This window comes from Sinorhizobium sp. Y406, assembly GCF_058732025.1.
In genome coordinates, this window is the sequence record NZ_CM178974.1 from 1,776,231 (window position 1) to 1,789,319 (window position 13,089).

A 13,089-nucleotide genomic window follows, 5' to 3' on the forward strand; every position below is an offset into this window, starting at 1 on the left:
CCCGCCCCCGCGGTAAGCTGAATTCGGGGGTTGCTCTGGATTGGCCGGAGCCGAGCCCCAAGCTTAGCGAGGGCGAACCATGAAAGAAGGTAGCGTAATTTTCATTGGCTTGGATACATCCAAGTCGAAGATTTCAGTTGCGGTTGCCGATGGAGCGCGCAACGGCGAGGTGCGGTTTTTCGGCGACATCTCTTCCGAGCCGGCGTCTGTGGCATCGCTGGTCAACAAGCTTTCCAAGCGCGGAGCCAAGCTTCACTTTTGCTATGAGGCGGGGCCGACCGGTTACGGCCTTTACCGTCAGATTGTCGAATTGGGGCATGACTGCGTGGTGGTTGCGCCGTCGCTCGTGCCCAAGCGAGCGGGCGACCGGGTGAAGACCAACCGCCGGGATGCCGTCAGCCTGGCGCGCCTGCACCGCGCGGGCGAACTGACCGCGGTCTGGGTTCCGGATGAAGCTCATGAGGCGATCCGCGACCTGGTGCGAGCCCGCGAGGCTGCCAGCGATGCGCTGAAACAGGCGCGCCAGCAACTTCAGTCTTTCTTGTTGCGTCATGGCCGGATCTATACCGGCCGCAAACCATGGACGCGTGCCCATACAAGATGGCTGACGTACCAGGCCTTCGATCATCCTGCCCACCACATCCTGTTGGCGGAATATTGCCAGGCCATCGAGGATGCCGGCGTGCGCCTGGACAGGCTGACGAAGTTGGTGGTGGAGACCGCTTCATCCTGGTCGATGGCGCCGGTTGTGGCCGCCTACCAGGCGATGCGCGGCGTCGCGTTCATGACGGCGGTCACCTTTGTCGTCGAAATCGGCGATGTCAGGCGCTTTGATAATCCTCGCCAGCTGATGGCGTATCTCGGTCTCGTGCCGTCGGAAAGCTCAACCGGCGAACGGGTCAAGCGTGGCGGGATCACGAAGGCGGGCAACACAAGAGCTCGAAGGGTACTCATTGAGGGCGCTTGGACATATCGCTTTCCGGCCCGCGTGAGCCCGAAGATCCAGGCGCGGCTGGACGACTTGCCAAGATCGGTTCGCGAGATTGCTTGGAAAGCCCAGGTAAGGCTTTGCGCACGCTATCGAAAACTACTCGCGGCAGGCAAGCCGAAGGTCGTCGCGGTTACCGCCATTGCGCGAGAAATGGCAGCGTTCCTGTGGGCGATTGGGCAGGAGATCGCTCCCACAGCAAAAGCCTAAAGGCGAATGCCCAGCTCGAACAACAACGCTTAATCCGAAAATTGAAATCATCTCCTGTTGGACAAAGATGGAGGCAGGGCACCGGTGGGGAACCCTCGCAGGCTCTATGTGGCGGACAATTCCAAGCCCGAGATTAGACAGAGGCAGCCCCAGACGAACACACGGAAATGCGGTACCCAACCCGCGCATAAGAGTATGCCAGCCGTCGTCAAAATGCCCTGCCTCCTCCTTTGTTCAACAGCTTCACGCATGCGTGCTTTCGTCCTCAAGGCCGGAAAGGAAAGAGTCATGATTAAGGAGCTTGCAAATGAACATAAGAGAGCCTTTCCGGGCTAAATGGAAACATTCTGCCGGAGCAGGTTTTCGTCAGGGCAGAGGCGATCGCCGCAGGTCGTACCCGGAGGTACGGCCGAGGCGATCGCCTCCGATCCTGACGGAAGCTGGGCATGATGATCCCGCCGGAGAGGCTCGAGGCTCTCAAGCCAGCGGGCTGCTGCTGGAGGCCACACGAGACAAGCTGCTTGCGTTGCTCCGTAATGTTACATGAGCCGCTTGGTCATCCGCAGGAGAGGCACAGTCACGCCGCCCCGATCATCGACTAATCGCTCGACGGGAATGTAGCCGCAAGCCCGATAATAGCGGTTCGCCGGCCATCGTGCCCATCAGCTCGGCTCGTTTGAAGCCTTCATTGCGCGCGGCCTGCTCGCAAAGCGCAAGGATTTTCCTCCCCACACCGCGGCGGGCATAGGCCGGATGCGTATACATGGCACGCACCCGCGCCGGATCATATACGGGATCGAGCAATGCGGCGTCACGTCCGGTAGTTGCGTCGCTGCCGTACAGCGTTGCTCTGCGGCTCCAGCCGCCGCACCCTGCGATCGTACCATCCAGCAGGATCACGAAGTAAGTCCCGTCATCTATCAGTTGTGTGTCGAGCCCCATGATTTGGCGGCTCGACTCGATCTGCGCTTCGGTGAGAAAGGGTCTCTGGAGTTCCGATATTGCCGCGTCGATCAGCGCTGCAAGGATCCCCAGGTCAGCGCGGGTCGCGTTTCTGTGCTCCAACATAATCGTCTCCATGAACCTTCGTGCATCATACTAGCGATAGTCGCTACGCGACGGTTCTGCATCGGCGCCGGCGAGGGTCGGCGCAGCGACGTCCCCCGCACTCTGCGCGGCCTGCCCGGCAAACCGCATCTGCAACCGCACGCCGTAGCCGTCGCTCATGCCGAGTAGTGTTTGGCTGATCTCGACCGGGGCTCGGGCGTAATCGCCGGTACCGCCTGTCACGGCGTGGCAGTGATCCGCCTTGTCCACGACCTGGATCGCCTGCATTTGATGATCATTTCCGTCAACCTAGGCGGCATTCCTGCCCGGTGATGCATTCGCGCCGGCCCTTGACAGGAAGCTCTTGTTGACCGGGCTGTGCGGCTTCAGCGCCAATCGCTCGTTGGCAATGGCCTCGGCCATCGCCGTCAGGCCACCACGAACGGAAGCCTCGGCCAGCGTCCAGTCGATGATATCGCGCTGCGCGTGGCTGCCGCCGAAGGAATTGGCGATGAAGCGCGCGCCGTGGAGGAGGTTCGCTGCATTTTCGTAGTCACCACGCCAGAATGCAGCGAACCCTTCGACCAGCGGCAGAGCGGTGCGGTTGCCCCATCCACCTGCCTCGGATACGTGGGCGCCCTTCCGGTAGGCGTTAGCGATGCGGTCTACCTCGGCAGTACGGCCGGCGCCGAGATAGGCCATCACCGCATGCCAGTCGTTGAATGGATAGGTGCAGCCGTCCACATGACTGTCCCAGGCCGTCGCCAGTTCCTGCCAGCGGTGGCCGACATCATGGCCGGAGAGATGAAGTCGCCAGAGAAGTGCGGAGGCATCGACCATGTCGAGCGCGACCATGCTGCGATCTTGCCGGATCGGCCCATCATAGAGGGCGAGTACCTCGTCGGCCTGGCCGAGGTCGAGATGGCACAGCGAACGGTGCCACCAGTTGTGGACCTTGAAGAAATTGTCGTCGCCTGACCAATGCGGCTCGCGCGCGATCATCCAGCCAATGCCATCCTCGGCGCGACCCTGCATCTCCATGACATGGGCGACGGCATGGTGCGCCCAGCAATCGAGCGGCTGAACGTCGACAGCGCGGCGGCCCGCCTCCTCGGCCCGGCCATAGTCGCCGGTTTCCTCAAGACCGAAGGCATGCATGCCGAGCAGAATCGAGTAGCCAGGTATGTTCGCGGACCATTTTGGCAGCACGCGCGCGATGCGGTCGCGCAGGCTCCGCGCGCTGGCGCGGTAGAAATCCATCAGATGACCCGACTGGAGAGCGACGATATCGTGGGGGTATTCCGCGTTGTGGCGATCGAGCACCGTCGCCGCGGCGGTCCACTCCCCCTCGACCAGCAGGTCGAGGGCAACAACATGCGAGGCCTCGCGCTCGGAGAGCCGCAGGGACTTCACCGTGCCGATGATCGCCTTCGCTTCCTTGGTCGCCTCCGGCTCGGTCGCGAGGCCGAGTAGATGTGCCTTGAAGATGTGCGCCATGGCAAAGGCGGGCGCTGCCTCGATCGCGCGGTCGAGCAATCCGACGGGATCACCGCGATAGATGTTGAAAGCGTCGACGGCCTGGTCGAACAGGCCAGAGACTTCGGATGTCGCTCCGGTCAACACATTGCCTTGCGCATCGGTTATCATGATCGATCTTTCCTTTCTCGAGGTGTATACAGTAATCGCGCCTGTCGCCCATCGCAGCAATGCTGTGGCTGTTGGGGCGATCTCGACACCTAAGTAAACCGTCGCCGTGATGCGGTTAATGAGCGATACGCCGGAACGCTTGACCGATCCGCCGTCTGTGAAAAAAGGGAAGCGTTCGTTGGAGGCTCTGCTGGACCTGCTGCGGGCGATGCGTCTTACGGGAGGCATCTTCCTCGACGCGAAGTTCAGCGCTCCTTGGAGCGTATCGGCAAAAGTCGCGCCGGAGGACTGCGCCCCCTTCACGGTCGCGCCCCGGCACATCATCGCCTATCACTACGTGACAGAAGGGCGCTGCCTGCTGAAGGTTGGAGACGAACGGCCGATTGAGGTCGAGAGTGGCGAGATTGTCGTCTTGCCGCGCAACGACCGCCACGTCATTGCAAGCGCCGTGAACCTTCGTCCCGTCAGCGCCGACCATCTAATCCAGGCCGCGCCCGAAGGCGGCCCGGCGAAGATCGTCCATGGTGGCGGCGGTGAGCGAACGACCATCTTGTGCGGATTTCTCGGTAACGACCTTGCGCACAACGCGCTCATCGCGCTGCTGCCGAGCGTACTCAAGCTCGATGCTGCCGATGGCGCTTCAGGCGACTGGATCAAGGGCACCTTCCATTTCGCCGCCAGGGAGCTTGCGGCCGGGCAGGCCAATTCTCCGATGATTCTGGCAAAACTCGCGGAACTGTTGTTCATGGAGGCGGTTCGTCGCTACCTTGCCTTCCAGCCGACCTCAGCGAATGCATGGGCTGCCGGCATGCAAGACCAGGTGATCGGCCGTGCACTGGGGCTCCTGCACGGACAGATCGCGCGGCGATGGACGACCGAGGATCTCGCGCGCGAGTTGTCCGTCTCGCGCTCGGCCTTCGCGGAACGTTTCACGCGCGCCATCGGGGAACCGCCGATGCGCTACCTAGCCCGGCAGAGATTCGAGCAGGCCTCGGCGCAATTGAAGGAGACCGCTGACCCGATTGCGCGGATCGCATATGATGTCGGTTACGAGTCCGAAGAGGCATTCAGCCGGGCTTTCAGGCGGGAATACGGCATGCCCCCCGCGGCATGGCGAAGAGCAAACGCGCTTGCAGGGACGTGATGCCACAGCACTCACCTGCTTTCACGGATGGTCTGCAACGAGTCGATCTTTCATGTTCCTATGAGTGGGATCTGGCCTCATCCGCCGAAACGGCAGACTGGCATTCAGCGATCATCCACCGCACGAAGCGATTTAATCAGAAGCACCCAGTGCTCTGTCTCGGTCTCCCAGCCTTCCTTCACACAGGGGACCGTTGCCACTTCTTCGTAGCCAAACCGCTCGTAGAGCCGTCTTGCACCCGCGTTGTTGTCGGCGACGATGACACTCATCCGGCGAAGCGCCTCTTCCCGGGCGATTTGCTCGGCAAGCTCGAGTAGTCGCGAGCCAAGCCCCTGCCCTCGGTATTCGGGATAGCAGGCCAGCACATTGACATACCAGCTTTCGAGGGCCTTGTTTTCCAGTTCTTGAAGCGGCCGGAACAGGGCGGGGAAATCATCGCCGATCGGCGTGAGCTCCGAGCCGATCGGGTACCCGGTCAGACTCGCCACGGCACCATCTCCAAAGTCCACGACGATGATCTGGCCTTCGCGCGCCTTTTCACCTTGCCGGGCGCGGCCAATCTCCCAAGGGTCTTGACCGTTCTTTGCAAGTCCCTGCCAAATGTAGAGCGGCAAACCCTCGCCGGCGAAGTTGACGAGATCGGCCAGCGCCCCTGCATCTGCTTCGCTTGCGAACCGTAGCGGTGACTCAAGCCGGATCATTTGCATCCTCCGGAGAATGTGGGGCGGAGATCTGTTATAAGGCGTTTTTCGAATGACGTCAGGTAATCTTCAAGCTCCTTGATCCCACGGCCTTTCCTCTGGTCTTCGCCCGATTTCGATCATTAGAGCATGATCCGACCGGAGTGAACGAGGATCGATAAGATCATGCATCAGAAAAAAGCGTTTAGAGCGCCGATCTGATTCAGTCAGATCGAAACGCGCTCTAATGGACTGAGAGATAGCTGGGCGTGACAGATGCGGAGCAGGATCGTTGTAACATCGGAATCTATATAGCTGTGGAGAACCCCTCCGCAGCGCAACGTATGGACAGTCGGCTTCTAGCGCATCGGCCCGAAAATCGTATGCGATTTTCGGAAAGCTCGATGCGTTGATTCTAAGAGTTACAGCGACCTTTGCGCGTCTGAAAAGACGCGCGGCAGGGAAGGCGGAAATCTCGCTGAGGTGAAGGTCACCACAAGCGGGTAACGGCAGGAAGTGTGTCGAAAACCACGTCCGCTGAAATCAACGGCATCCCCAAGTCGATCGCACTCACCGCCAGCAGTCGGTCGAACGGGTCGCGATGCTCCCACGCAAGCGTCGCCCCTTTCAAACAAATCTCCGGCGCCAGGGCGGTAACTCTGCCGCCCTGCTCTTCCAGCAGGCTCGGCAGATCAGTGACGAACGATGCCATCTCCGGCCATTTGCCGATACGAACCTTCTGCCCGATCTCGAAAAAGCTGATGGGGCTGACGAAAACGCTGTCGGCCGCCGTGATGAGAGCGGTTGCCTTGGCAGATAAACGCGAATCGCCGGTCAGCGACCATGCCCATGCATGGGTGTCGAGAAGGATAGCCGTCACGCTTTGCCTTCCCAAAGCGCCAGATCATCCTCACTCATAGGCTCGAAGAAATCCGGCCCGTCTCCTGTAACCTTGCCTTCCAGCAATCCGATAGTGAACTTGTTCTGCGGGATCGCAACGATCCGGGCTACAGGGATCTTGCCCTTGGCGATGATAACTTCTTCGCCTGCCTTCGCCGCCTCGATAAGCTTGGACAGGTTCGTTTTGGCGTTGTGGATCGTAACCTGCATCGGAACCTCGATTAGCTAACTTGGCTACACTTAGTGTTCTTCTTTCTGAAAATCCAGCCTTACGGTTGGCGCTCAGCATTTGCCACCGTTAAATTGAGGGCGCCTTGTTTATGTAAGGACGCACACAGCCCGCCTCGTCCAATCGAGAAGTCAAAGGAGCAAACCCATGCCCCCGATGCCCGCCAGAATTCTCCACATCTCGATCGCGCGCGACTGGCGGGAGGTTTATGCCTTCATGGCAGACCATGAGAAAATGCCACTTTGGGCGTCCGGCCTCTCTTCCGGGCTGACCCGCGACGGCGAGGATTGGATCGCGCCTGGGCCGCTCGGCAATGCCCGCGTGCGCTTCGCCACCCGGAATGATTACGGGGTCGTCGATCACCTCGTCGCCCTCGAAGACGGCCGGCAGGTGCACAACGCGCTGCGTGTCGTCCCGAACGGCGACGGCGCCGAGGTGATGTTCACGCTGCTCAGGCAACCGGGGATGAGCGAAGCGCAATTCGCAGATGACGCGGCCTGGGTGGAAAAAGACCTCGCCAGGCTTAAATCCATCCTCGAATCCGGCAAGGACTGATTGGAAGGACGGGAACGACATGAGCCGCAAGGAAAACGACCGCCGCATCGACTATATCGAGTTCAACGTCGCGGATATCGCCGCGAGCAAGGCCTTCTACGGCAGCGCCTTCGGCTGGACCTTCACGGATTACGGGCCGGACTATTGCGAGTTTGCCGATGGCCGCCTGACCGGCGGCTTCACCACGCTCGGACCGGTCCGAAGCGGCGGACCGCTCGTCATCATCTATGCCGACAGGATCGAGGACACGCAGGCCCGTGTCGAGGCGGTCGGCGGCAGGATCGTCAAGCCGATCTACACCTTCCCCGGTGGCCGGCGGTTCCACTTTGCCGATCCGGACGGATACGAATTGGCGGTCTGGTCGGAGCAATAGAGCATTCTTGCGGTCAACTGGTTCCACCTGACTGCAAATGCTCTCCAGCGCCGCGCGTCGTTTCAGGCTGTAGCCCTTTGAATTGCTGCATGTCTTAGTCCCTAAATCGAGGTGGAGTTAAGGAGACATGCAGTAGTTCCGCCTATTCGCCGAAGCGAATGAACAACGCCCCGACGAGACCGAAGACGACGATGCATTGCAGGATGTACATCGGCCATTCCTGTGACATCTGGTGCCCTCCCGTCGAGTACCACCGCTGCCGCGCCCTGAAGGGCCATGGGCAAGTCTAACATTTCCCGGCCGATTTCGGCACGGAAAAGCCGCGCGCCCGGTCAAGGACGCGCGGCAGGAGCGGGCAAGAAAAGTGTGAGCGGTTTTCCGCGCCGCCCCGTTCGCACAAATCGACGGCGTGCTTCGACCGGCTCGCGTTCTACTCGCCGCCACCCAGCGAGTGGACGAAGACCGCGAGCTGCTTGACGGTGGTGTCGCCGATGCGCGGCAGCCAGGCGGGCATGACACCGTGTCTCGGTGCCTTCATCTGGTCGATGATCGCCTGCTCGCCGCTTCCCTTCAGCCAGATCGCGTCCGCGAGGTTGGGTGCCCCGAATTCGCGGCTGCCGGTGGCGTCCGCCCCATGGCACGAGGCGCAATTATCCGCGAAGAGCTGCTTTCCGGGCTCCACCAGAGCTGCGTCCGACGGCGTGGCGGTGAGGCTCACCACATAGGCGGCGGTCTGGCGCAGTTCATCCTGCGTCAGCATGTCGGAGAAGGACGGCATCTCCGACATGCGCGTCTCGTCGTCGCCGGCATGGCGGACACCGTGGGCGATCGTCTGATAGAGCGCCTCAGGGCCGCCGCCCCAGAGCCAGTCGTCGTCGTTCAGGTTCGGGAAGCCCTCGGCACCGGCTGCGCCTGACCCATGGCACTGAGCACAGTTCACCTTGAAGGCCGAAGCGCCGGCCGCAACCGCGAATTGCCGCAGCTGCGGATCGGCGATGATCTCCTCGACCGTGCTTGACGCGATGCGCTCGACGTTGCCGGCCTGGGCCGCCTTGGCATCGGCGAGTTCGGTGCTGACCTCCGCGCGGCTGGAGTAACCGAGCACCCCCTTGGTCGCTTCGGTCAACAACGGCCAGGAGGGATAGGCGATCGCGTAGCCGATGCCCCAGAGAATGGTCGCATAAAAGGTGTAGACCCACCAGCGCGGCATCGGATTGTTGAGTTCGCGGATGCCGTCCCACTCGTGACCGGTGGTTTCGACGCCGCTGATCTCGTCGATGTGTTTGTCCGCCATGGATCAGTCCTCCTTCAGCGGGATGGAAGCGGCCTGTTGGGCGGCCTTCTTGGCGCCCGGCCGGAAAACGAAAAGGACGACGCCGAGGAAGAAGACCGTCATGGCGAGCAGTCCCCAGCTGTCTGCGAAATGGCGCATGGCCGTGTAGGTTTCCATGGGAGCCTCCTTCTCAGCGATAGCCAGTGGTGTCGTCATAGGTGGAGAAGTCGACGAGCGTGCCGAGCATCTGCAGATAGGCGACGAGCGCGTCCATCTCCGTCAGCTTTTGCGGATCGCCGTCGAAATCGCCGAGCTTGGCCTTGGGGTAGCGCGCCTCGATCCCGGAGGTATCGGCATTGGGGTCGGCCTGTGCCTGGAGATCGCTAAGCGCCTCGTCGACCATCTCGTCCGTATAGGGAACGCCGACCGCCTTGTTGGCCTTCAGACTCATGGCGACATTCTTCGCTTCGAGCGGCGTCTCCTTGAGGAAGGCGTAGCTCGGCATCACCGACTCCGGCACGACGGAGCGCGGCTCGATCATGTGCTGGACGTGCCATTCGTTCGAGTAGCGATCGCCGACTCGGGCGAGGTCGGGCCCCGTCCGCTTCGAACCCCACTGGAACGGATGGTCGTACATGGACTCGGCCGCAAGCGAATAGTGCCCGTAGCGCTCCACCTCGTCGCGGAACGGCCGGATCATCTGGCTGTGGCAGACATAGCAGCCCTCGCGGACGTAGATGTTGCGCCCGGCGAGCTCCAGCGGCGAATAGGGCCGCATGCCTTCCACCTTCTCGATCGTGTTCTCGAGATAGAAGAGCGGTGCGATTTCCACGATGCCGCCGACGGAGACAACGAGCAGCGAACCGACGAGCAGCAGCGTGGCATTGCGTTCGAGGATGGCGTGTTTATCGAGAATGGACATGGTCTGCCCTCCTATTCCGCAAGCTGCGCAACCGGCGCCGCGCCGAGGATCGGTTCTTCCTCACGCACGCGTCCGAGGATTGTCATCGTGATGTTGAAGGCCATGATCAGAGCGCCGGCGAGGAAGAGGGCGCCGCCGACGGCACGCATCACATAGTAGGGGAACATCGCCGCCACCGTTTCCGCGAAGGAATAGACGAGGAAGCCCTGGTCGTCGTACTCGCGCCACATCAGGCCCTGCTGGATGCCGGCGACCCACATGACGGCGGCGTAGACGACGATGCCGAGGGTGGCGAGCCAGAAGTGCCAGTTGATCATGCGCACGCTGTAGAGCCGTTCGCGGTTCCAGAGCTTCGGCACGAGATAGTAGATGGCGCCGAAAGTGATCAGGCCGTTCCAGCCGAGCGCACCCGAATGCACGTGGCCTATGGTCCAGTCGGTATAATGGCTGAGCGAGTTGACCGTCTTGATCGACATCATCGGCCCTTCGAAGGTCGCCATGCCGTAAAAGGCCACGGCCATGACCATCATGCGCACGATCGGATCGGTGCGGACCTTGTCCCAGGCGCCCGAGAGCGTCATCAGGCCGTTGATCATGCCGCCCCAGGAGGGCATCCAGAGCATGACGGAGAAGACCATGCCGAGCGTCTGCGCCCAATCCGGCAGGGCCGTGTAATGCAGGTGATGGGGTCCTGCCCAGATATACATGAAGATCAGCGCCCAAAAGTGGATGATCGACAGCCGGTAGGAATAGACGGGACGGTTCACCTGCTTGGGAATGAAGTAGTACATCATCGCCAGGAAGCCGGCGGTCAGGAAGAAGCCGACGGCATTGTGCCCGTACCACCATTGCGTCAGCGCATCCTGCACGCCCGAAAAGGCCGAATAGCTCTTGGAGCCGAGGAATGAGACCGGCACCGCCAGATTGTTGACGATATGCAGCATGGCGATGGTGACGATGAAGGACAGGTAGAACCAGTTCGCCACATAGATATGCGGTTCCTTGCGCTTCAGGATCGTGCCGAGGAAGACGGCGAGATAGGCAACCCAGACGACCGTCAGCCAGAGGTCCACGTACCACTCCGGCTCCGCATATTCCCGGCTCTGGGTAATGCCGAGCAGGTAACCGGTGGCGGCCATGACGATGAAAAGCTGGTAGCCCCAGAAGACGAACCAGGCGAGATCGCCGCCGAAGAGGCGCGCGCGGCTCGTGCGCTGCACCACATAGAAGGACGTGGCGATCAGCGCATTGCCGCCGAAGGCGAAGATGACGGCGGAGGTGTGGAGCGGCCGCATGCGCCCGAAATTGAACCAAGGTTCGATGTTGAGATCGGGAAAGGCGAGCTGCAGCGCCACGAGCACGCCGACGAGGAAGCCGACCACCCCCCAGGCCATCGTGGCGATCACGCCGTATTTTACGACCTCGTCGAAATATTCCGATTGTGGCGCCGGCGCCCGGCCTGCTAACGCCGGCCGGAACTCCATGCGGCGCATGAGCACGATCGCGCCGCCAATGAGCACGAAGAACAGAACCCACATATGCGCCCCGAATGGGCGGTCCTGGGCGAAGCCAGCCCCGATCAGCGCCAGGAAGGCGCCCACCGCGAGCAAGAGCATCTCGAATGTGTATTTCATGGTTGGGTCCCCAACTTTTCTCAGCTTGCCGGCGCTCGCGCGCAATTCCGGCGCGATCCAGCCAGTCTGAGAATTGTCAGAGTCACCCCTTTGCCGCCTTGATTCAGATCAAGGTTGGGCCCGGCGCCATGTCGCATCCTCGTCGGCAAAGGAGGACCGTCCTTGAGGAGATACTGGAAAGGACCGGAGCGCATGATAGCAGGAATCAATTGGCCGCCGCCGTTGGAAGGCGCGCGCGCCGCGGCCAACGAGGCATATGCCGAGCCGCTCGCCTGGCTCGCAAGCGCCCACAAGGAGCAGCTGGCGCTCTGCGACAGCATGGAGGCGATCGCCGACAGCCTCCCGGGTGAAATCGATCGCGAGATTTGCGCCTATGCGGCCAGGATGCTGGCGCCGATGCTGCGCCACTTTCACGCCGGCGAGGAGCGCATCGTCTTTGATTGGGTCGAGCAGCGCTTCGGCGACGATCCGTCGGCGCGCGCATCGCTAGAGCGGCTGAAATTCGAGCACTGCGAGGACGAGTGCTTTGCCGAAGAGTTGACGGAGATGCTGGATCGGCTCGGCACGGCAGACCACACCGTCAACCCAGAGACGGCCGGCTACATGCTGCGCGGCTTCTTCACCGGCTTGCGCCGCCACGTCAGCTTCGAACAGGAATGCCTGCGTGGCATTGTCGCCCGGCAGGCGCATGAACCGAACTGATGGCACTGGCCGGATGGGGCGTTGACGCTTCGGCCTACAGGTTCCCGGTTCAAGCCGCGATCGCCCGCCGCCGGTCGGCCTGTTCCTGAATGACGAGAATGGCGCCGATCACCCTGCCTTTGCTCGACAGGCAGGGCGTCATCCGACAGCGGACCGGAACGGTGCTTCCGCCCACGCACTTGGCGAAGGAATAGTCGACGATTTCCCCGGCGAAGCAGCGGTCGAGACGGGATTTGACGCGCTCTTCGAACCGTTGGAGGCCGATGAATTCGACGACGTGGCGGCCGATGAGATCGATCGGCTTGCTTCCGAGATGGCTGGCATTGGCGCGGTTTGCGTAAAGATAGCGGTAGTCGGGCGTGATGACGGCGATCCGGTCGGGGAAGGAATCGAGGATCGCCTCGTTGAGCAAACCTTCGTCGGCACGCCCTCTTTTCGGCAGCTTCGGGACGCGTTCGAGCTCGAGCCCCGCGACGTCGTCCGCACCGGTCGCTGCGAAATAACGGTCGATCAGGGAGCGAAGCAATTGCGAATGGCGCAGCACGCAAGTGAGATCGTCCGCCTCGGCGCGCAGCATGTCCAGGAGAAACTGGAATTGAAGGCGTGCATCCTCGACGCTGGCCGCTTTCCGGTCATAGACCGCCCTCAGGATAGGATCGAGTTCACGGTCCAGAATGCCAATCAGATGTTCGTCTGCCACCTTTACGGCATATTGCATCTGCGAATACTTGAACCAGAACAGTTCAACCAGTTCCTTCAATTTTAAACCCCGTCTCCAGCCGACA

General features: G+C 61.5%; 16 protein-coding genes. 5 read left to right on the plus strand and 11 right to left on the minus strand.

What is annotated here, in order from left to right; all coding sequences use genetic code 11:
* Positions 1-79: 79 nt before the first annotated feature.
* Complete coding sequence (locus AC4P1R_RS08490; RefSeq protein WP_069458325.1) at positions 80-1,198, plus strand: IS110 family RNA-guided transposase; 1,119 nt, start codon at positions 80-82, stop codon at positions 1,196-1,198.
* 591 nt (positions 1,199-1,789) lie between these two features.
* On the opposite strand, the gene AC4P1R_RS08495 is transcribed toward AC4P1R_RS08490, so the two are convergent.
* From AC4P1R_RS08495 to AC4P1R_RS08505, 3 genes are read right to left on the minus strand one after another with little or no spacing between them, the layout of a single operon-like run.
* Positions 1,790-2,266 (minus strand): GNAT family N-acetyltransferase, encoded by a 477-nt coding sequence (locus AC4P1R_RS08495; RefSeq protein WP_492177688.1) that lies wholly within the window; start codon positions 2,264-2,266, stop codon positions 1,790-1,792.
* A 30-nt stretch (positions 2,267-2,296) separates the two neighbouring features.
* The gene (locus tag AC4P1R_RS08500) at positions 2,297-2,533 is read right to left on the minus strand and encodes a hypothetical protein (protein ID WP_492177690.1); all 237 of its coding nucleotides are present in this window, start codon (positions 2,531-2,533) and stop codon (positions 2,297-2,299) included.
* A gap of 21 nt (positions 2,534-2,554) precedes the next feature.
* Entirely contained in the window at positions 2,555-3,892 is a 1,338-nt protein-coding gene (locus AC4P1R_RS08505) for a tetratricopeptide repeat protein (protein ID WP_492177691.1), read from the minus strand.
* A 178-nt stretch (positions 3,893-4,070) separates the two neighbouring features.
* On the opposite strand from AC4P1R_RS08505, the gene AC4P1R_RS08510 reads away from it, so the two are divergent.
* Entirely contained in the window at positions 4,071-5,036 is a 966-nt protein-coding gene (locus AC4P1R_RS08510) for an AraC family transcriptional regulator (RefSeq protein ID WP_492177692.1), read from the plus strand.
* Between the two features lie 104 nt (positions 5,037-5,140).
* On the opposite strand, the gene AC4P1R_RS08515 is transcribed toward AC4P1R_RS08510, so the two are convergent.
* The 3 genes from AC4P1R_RS08515 to AC4P1R_RS08525 form a co-directional block, all read right to left on the minus strand.
* Positions 5,141-5,737 (minus strand): GNAT family N-acetyltransferase, encoded by a 597-nt coding sequence (locus tag AC4P1R_RS08515; RefSeq protein ID WP_492177694.1) that lies wholly within the window; start codon positions 5,735-5,737, stop codon positions 5,141-5,143.
* Between the two features lie 469 nt (positions 5,738-6,206).
* A complete protein-coding gene (locus tag AC4P1R_RS08520; RefSeq protein WP_069458320.1) occupies positions 6,207-6,596 on the minus strand; it encodes a type II toxin-antitoxin system VapC family toxin in 390 nt (129 codons plus the stop codon).
* Positions 6,593-6,826, minus strand: a complete 234-nt coding sequence (locus tag AC4P1R_RS08525) for a type II toxin-antitoxin system Phd/YefM family antitoxin (protein ID WP_069458319.1) — start codon at positions 6,824-6,826, stop codon at positions 6,593-6,595. The genes AC4P1R_RS08520 and AC4P1R_RS08525 overlap by 4 nt, the downstream gene beginning before the upstream one ends.
* Positions 6,827-6,992: 166 nt before the next feature.
* Here AC4P1R_RS08525 and AC4P1R_RS08530 point away from each other — a divergent pair, with 166 nt between their 5' ends.
* Together AC4P1R_RS08530 and AC4P1R_RS08535 are read left to right on the plus strand one after the other, a co-directional pair.
* A complete protein-coding gene (locus AC4P1R_RS08530) occupies positions 6,993-7,400 on the plus strand; it encodes an SRPBCC family protein (RefSeq protein WP_492177695.1) in 408 nt (135 codons plus the stop codon).
* 19 nt (positions 7,401-7,419) lie between these two features.
* Positions 7,420-7,773, plus strand: coding sequence for a VOC family protein (locus AC4P1R_RS08535; RefSeq protein WP_492177697.1), 354 nt, complete (start codon positions 7,420-7,422; stop codon positions 7,771-7,773).
* A 430-nt stretch (positions 7,774-8,203) separates the two neighbouring features.
* Here AC4P1R_RS08535 and ccoP read toward each other — a convergent pair whose 3' ends face one another.
* From ccoP to ccoN, 4 genes are read right to left on the minus strand one after another with little or no spacing between them, the layout of a single operon-like run.
* On the minus strand, positions 8,204-9,067 hold the full coding sequence (ccoP, locus tag AC4P1R_RS08540; protein ID WP_069458316.1) for a cytochrome-c oxidase, cbb3-type subunit III: 864 nt from the start codon (positions 9,065-9,067) through the stop codon (positions 8,204-8,206).
* A 3-nt stretch (positions 9,068-9,070) separates the two neighbouring features.
* Complete coding sequence (locus AC4P1R_RS08545; RefSeq protein WP_069458315.1) at positions 9,071-9,223, minus strand: CcoQ/FixQ family Cbb3-type cytochrome c oxidase assembly chaperone; 153 nt, start codon at positions 9,221-9,223, stop codon at positions 9,071-9,073.
* Between the two features lie 13 nt (positions 9,224-9,236).
* Positions 9,237-9,968, minus strand: a complete 732-nt coding sequence (gene ccoO / locus AC4P1R_RS08550) for a cytochrome-c oxidase, cbb3-type subunit II (protein ID WP_069458314.1) — start codon at positions 9,966-9,968, stop codon at positions 9,237-9,239.
* 11 nt (positions 9,969-9,979) lie between these two features.
* The gene (gene ccoN / locus AC4P1R_RS08555; protein ID WP_492177698.1) at positions 9,980-11,602 is read right to left on the minus strand and encodes a cytochrome-c oxidase, cbb3-type subunit I; all 1,623 of its coding nucleotides are present in this window, start codon (positions 11,600-11,602) and stop codon (positions 9,980-9,982) included.
* A gap of 192 nt (positions 11,603-11,794) precedes the next feature.
* Between ccoN and AC4P1R_RS08560 the strand changes: the two genes are divergently transcribed.
* On the plus strand, positions 11,795-12,304 hold the full coding sequence (locus AC4P1R_RS08560; RefSeq protein ID WP_069458312.1) for a hemerythrin domain-containing protein: 510 nt from the start codon (positions 11,795-11,797) through the stop codon (positions 12,302-12,304).
* Between the two features lie 49 nt (positions 12,305-12,353).
* On the opposite strand, the gene AC4P1R_RS08565 is transcribed toward AC4P1R_RS08560, so the two are convergent.
* On the minus strand, positions 12,354-13,064 hold the full coding sequence (locus AC4P1R_RS08565; protein ID WP_083265300.1) for a PAS domain-containing protein: 711 nt from the start codon (positions 13,062-13,064) through the stop codon (positions 12,354-12,356).
* Between the last annotated feature and the right edge of the window lie 25 nt (positions 13,065-13,089).

Excerpts from the sequence above, each read along its gene's own strand:
- AC4P1R_RS08490 (WP_069458325.1), top strand. The coding sequence starts at position 80 with ATGAAAGAAGGTAGCGTAATTTTCATTGGCTTGGATACATCCAAGTCG.
- AC4P1R_RS08495 (WP_492177688.1), bottom strand. The coding sequence starts at position 2,266 with ATGTTGGAGCACAGAAACGCGACCCGCGCTGACCTGGGGATCCTTGCA.
- AC4P1R_RS08500 (WP_492177690.1), bottom strand. The coding sequence starts at position 2,533 with ATGCAGGCGATCCAGGTCGTGGACAAGGCGGATCACTGCCACGCCGTG.
- AC4P1R_RS08505 (WP_492177691.1), bottom strand. The coding sequence starts at position 3,892 with ATGATAACCGATGCGCAAGGCAATGTGTTGACCGGAGCGACATCCGAA.
- AC4P1R_RS08515 (WP_492177694.1), bottom strand. The coding sequence starts at position 5,737 with ATGATCCGGCTTGAGTCACCGCTACGGTTCGCAAGCGAAGCAGATGCA.
- AC4P1R_RS08525 (WP_069458319.1), bottom strand. The coding sequence starts at position 6,826 with ATGCAGGTTACGATCCACAACGCCAAAACGAACCTGTCCAAGCTTATC.
- AC4P1R_RS08530 (WP_492177695.1), top strand. The coding sequence starts at position 6,993 with ATGCCCCCGATGCCCGCCAGAATTCTCCACATCTCGATCGCGCGCGAC.
- AC4P1R_RS08535 (WP_492177697.1), top strand. The coding sequence starts at position 7,420 with ATGAGCCGCAAGGAAAACGACCGCCGCATCGACTATATCGAGTTCAAC.
- ccoP (WP_069458316.1), bottom strand. The coding sequence starts at position 9,067 with ATGGCGGACAAACACATCGACGAGATCAGCGGCGTCGAAACCACCGGT.
- AC4P1R_RS08545 (WP_069458315.1), bottom strand. The coding sequence starts at position 9,223 with ATGGAAACCTACACGGCCATGCGCCATTTCGCAGACAGCTGGGGACTG.
- ccoO (WP_069458314.1), bottom strand. The coding sequence starts at position 9,968 with ATGTCCATTCTCGATAAACACGCCATCCTCGAACGCAATGCCACGCTG.
- ccoN (WP_492177698.1), bottom strand. The coding sequence starts at position 11,602 with ATGAAATACACATTCGAGATGCTCTTGCTCGCGGTGGGCGCCTTCCTG.
- AC4P1R_RS08560 (WP_069458312.1), top strand. The coding sequence starts at position 11,795 with ATGATAGCAGGAATCAATTGGCCGCCGCCGTTGGAAGGCGCGCGCGCC.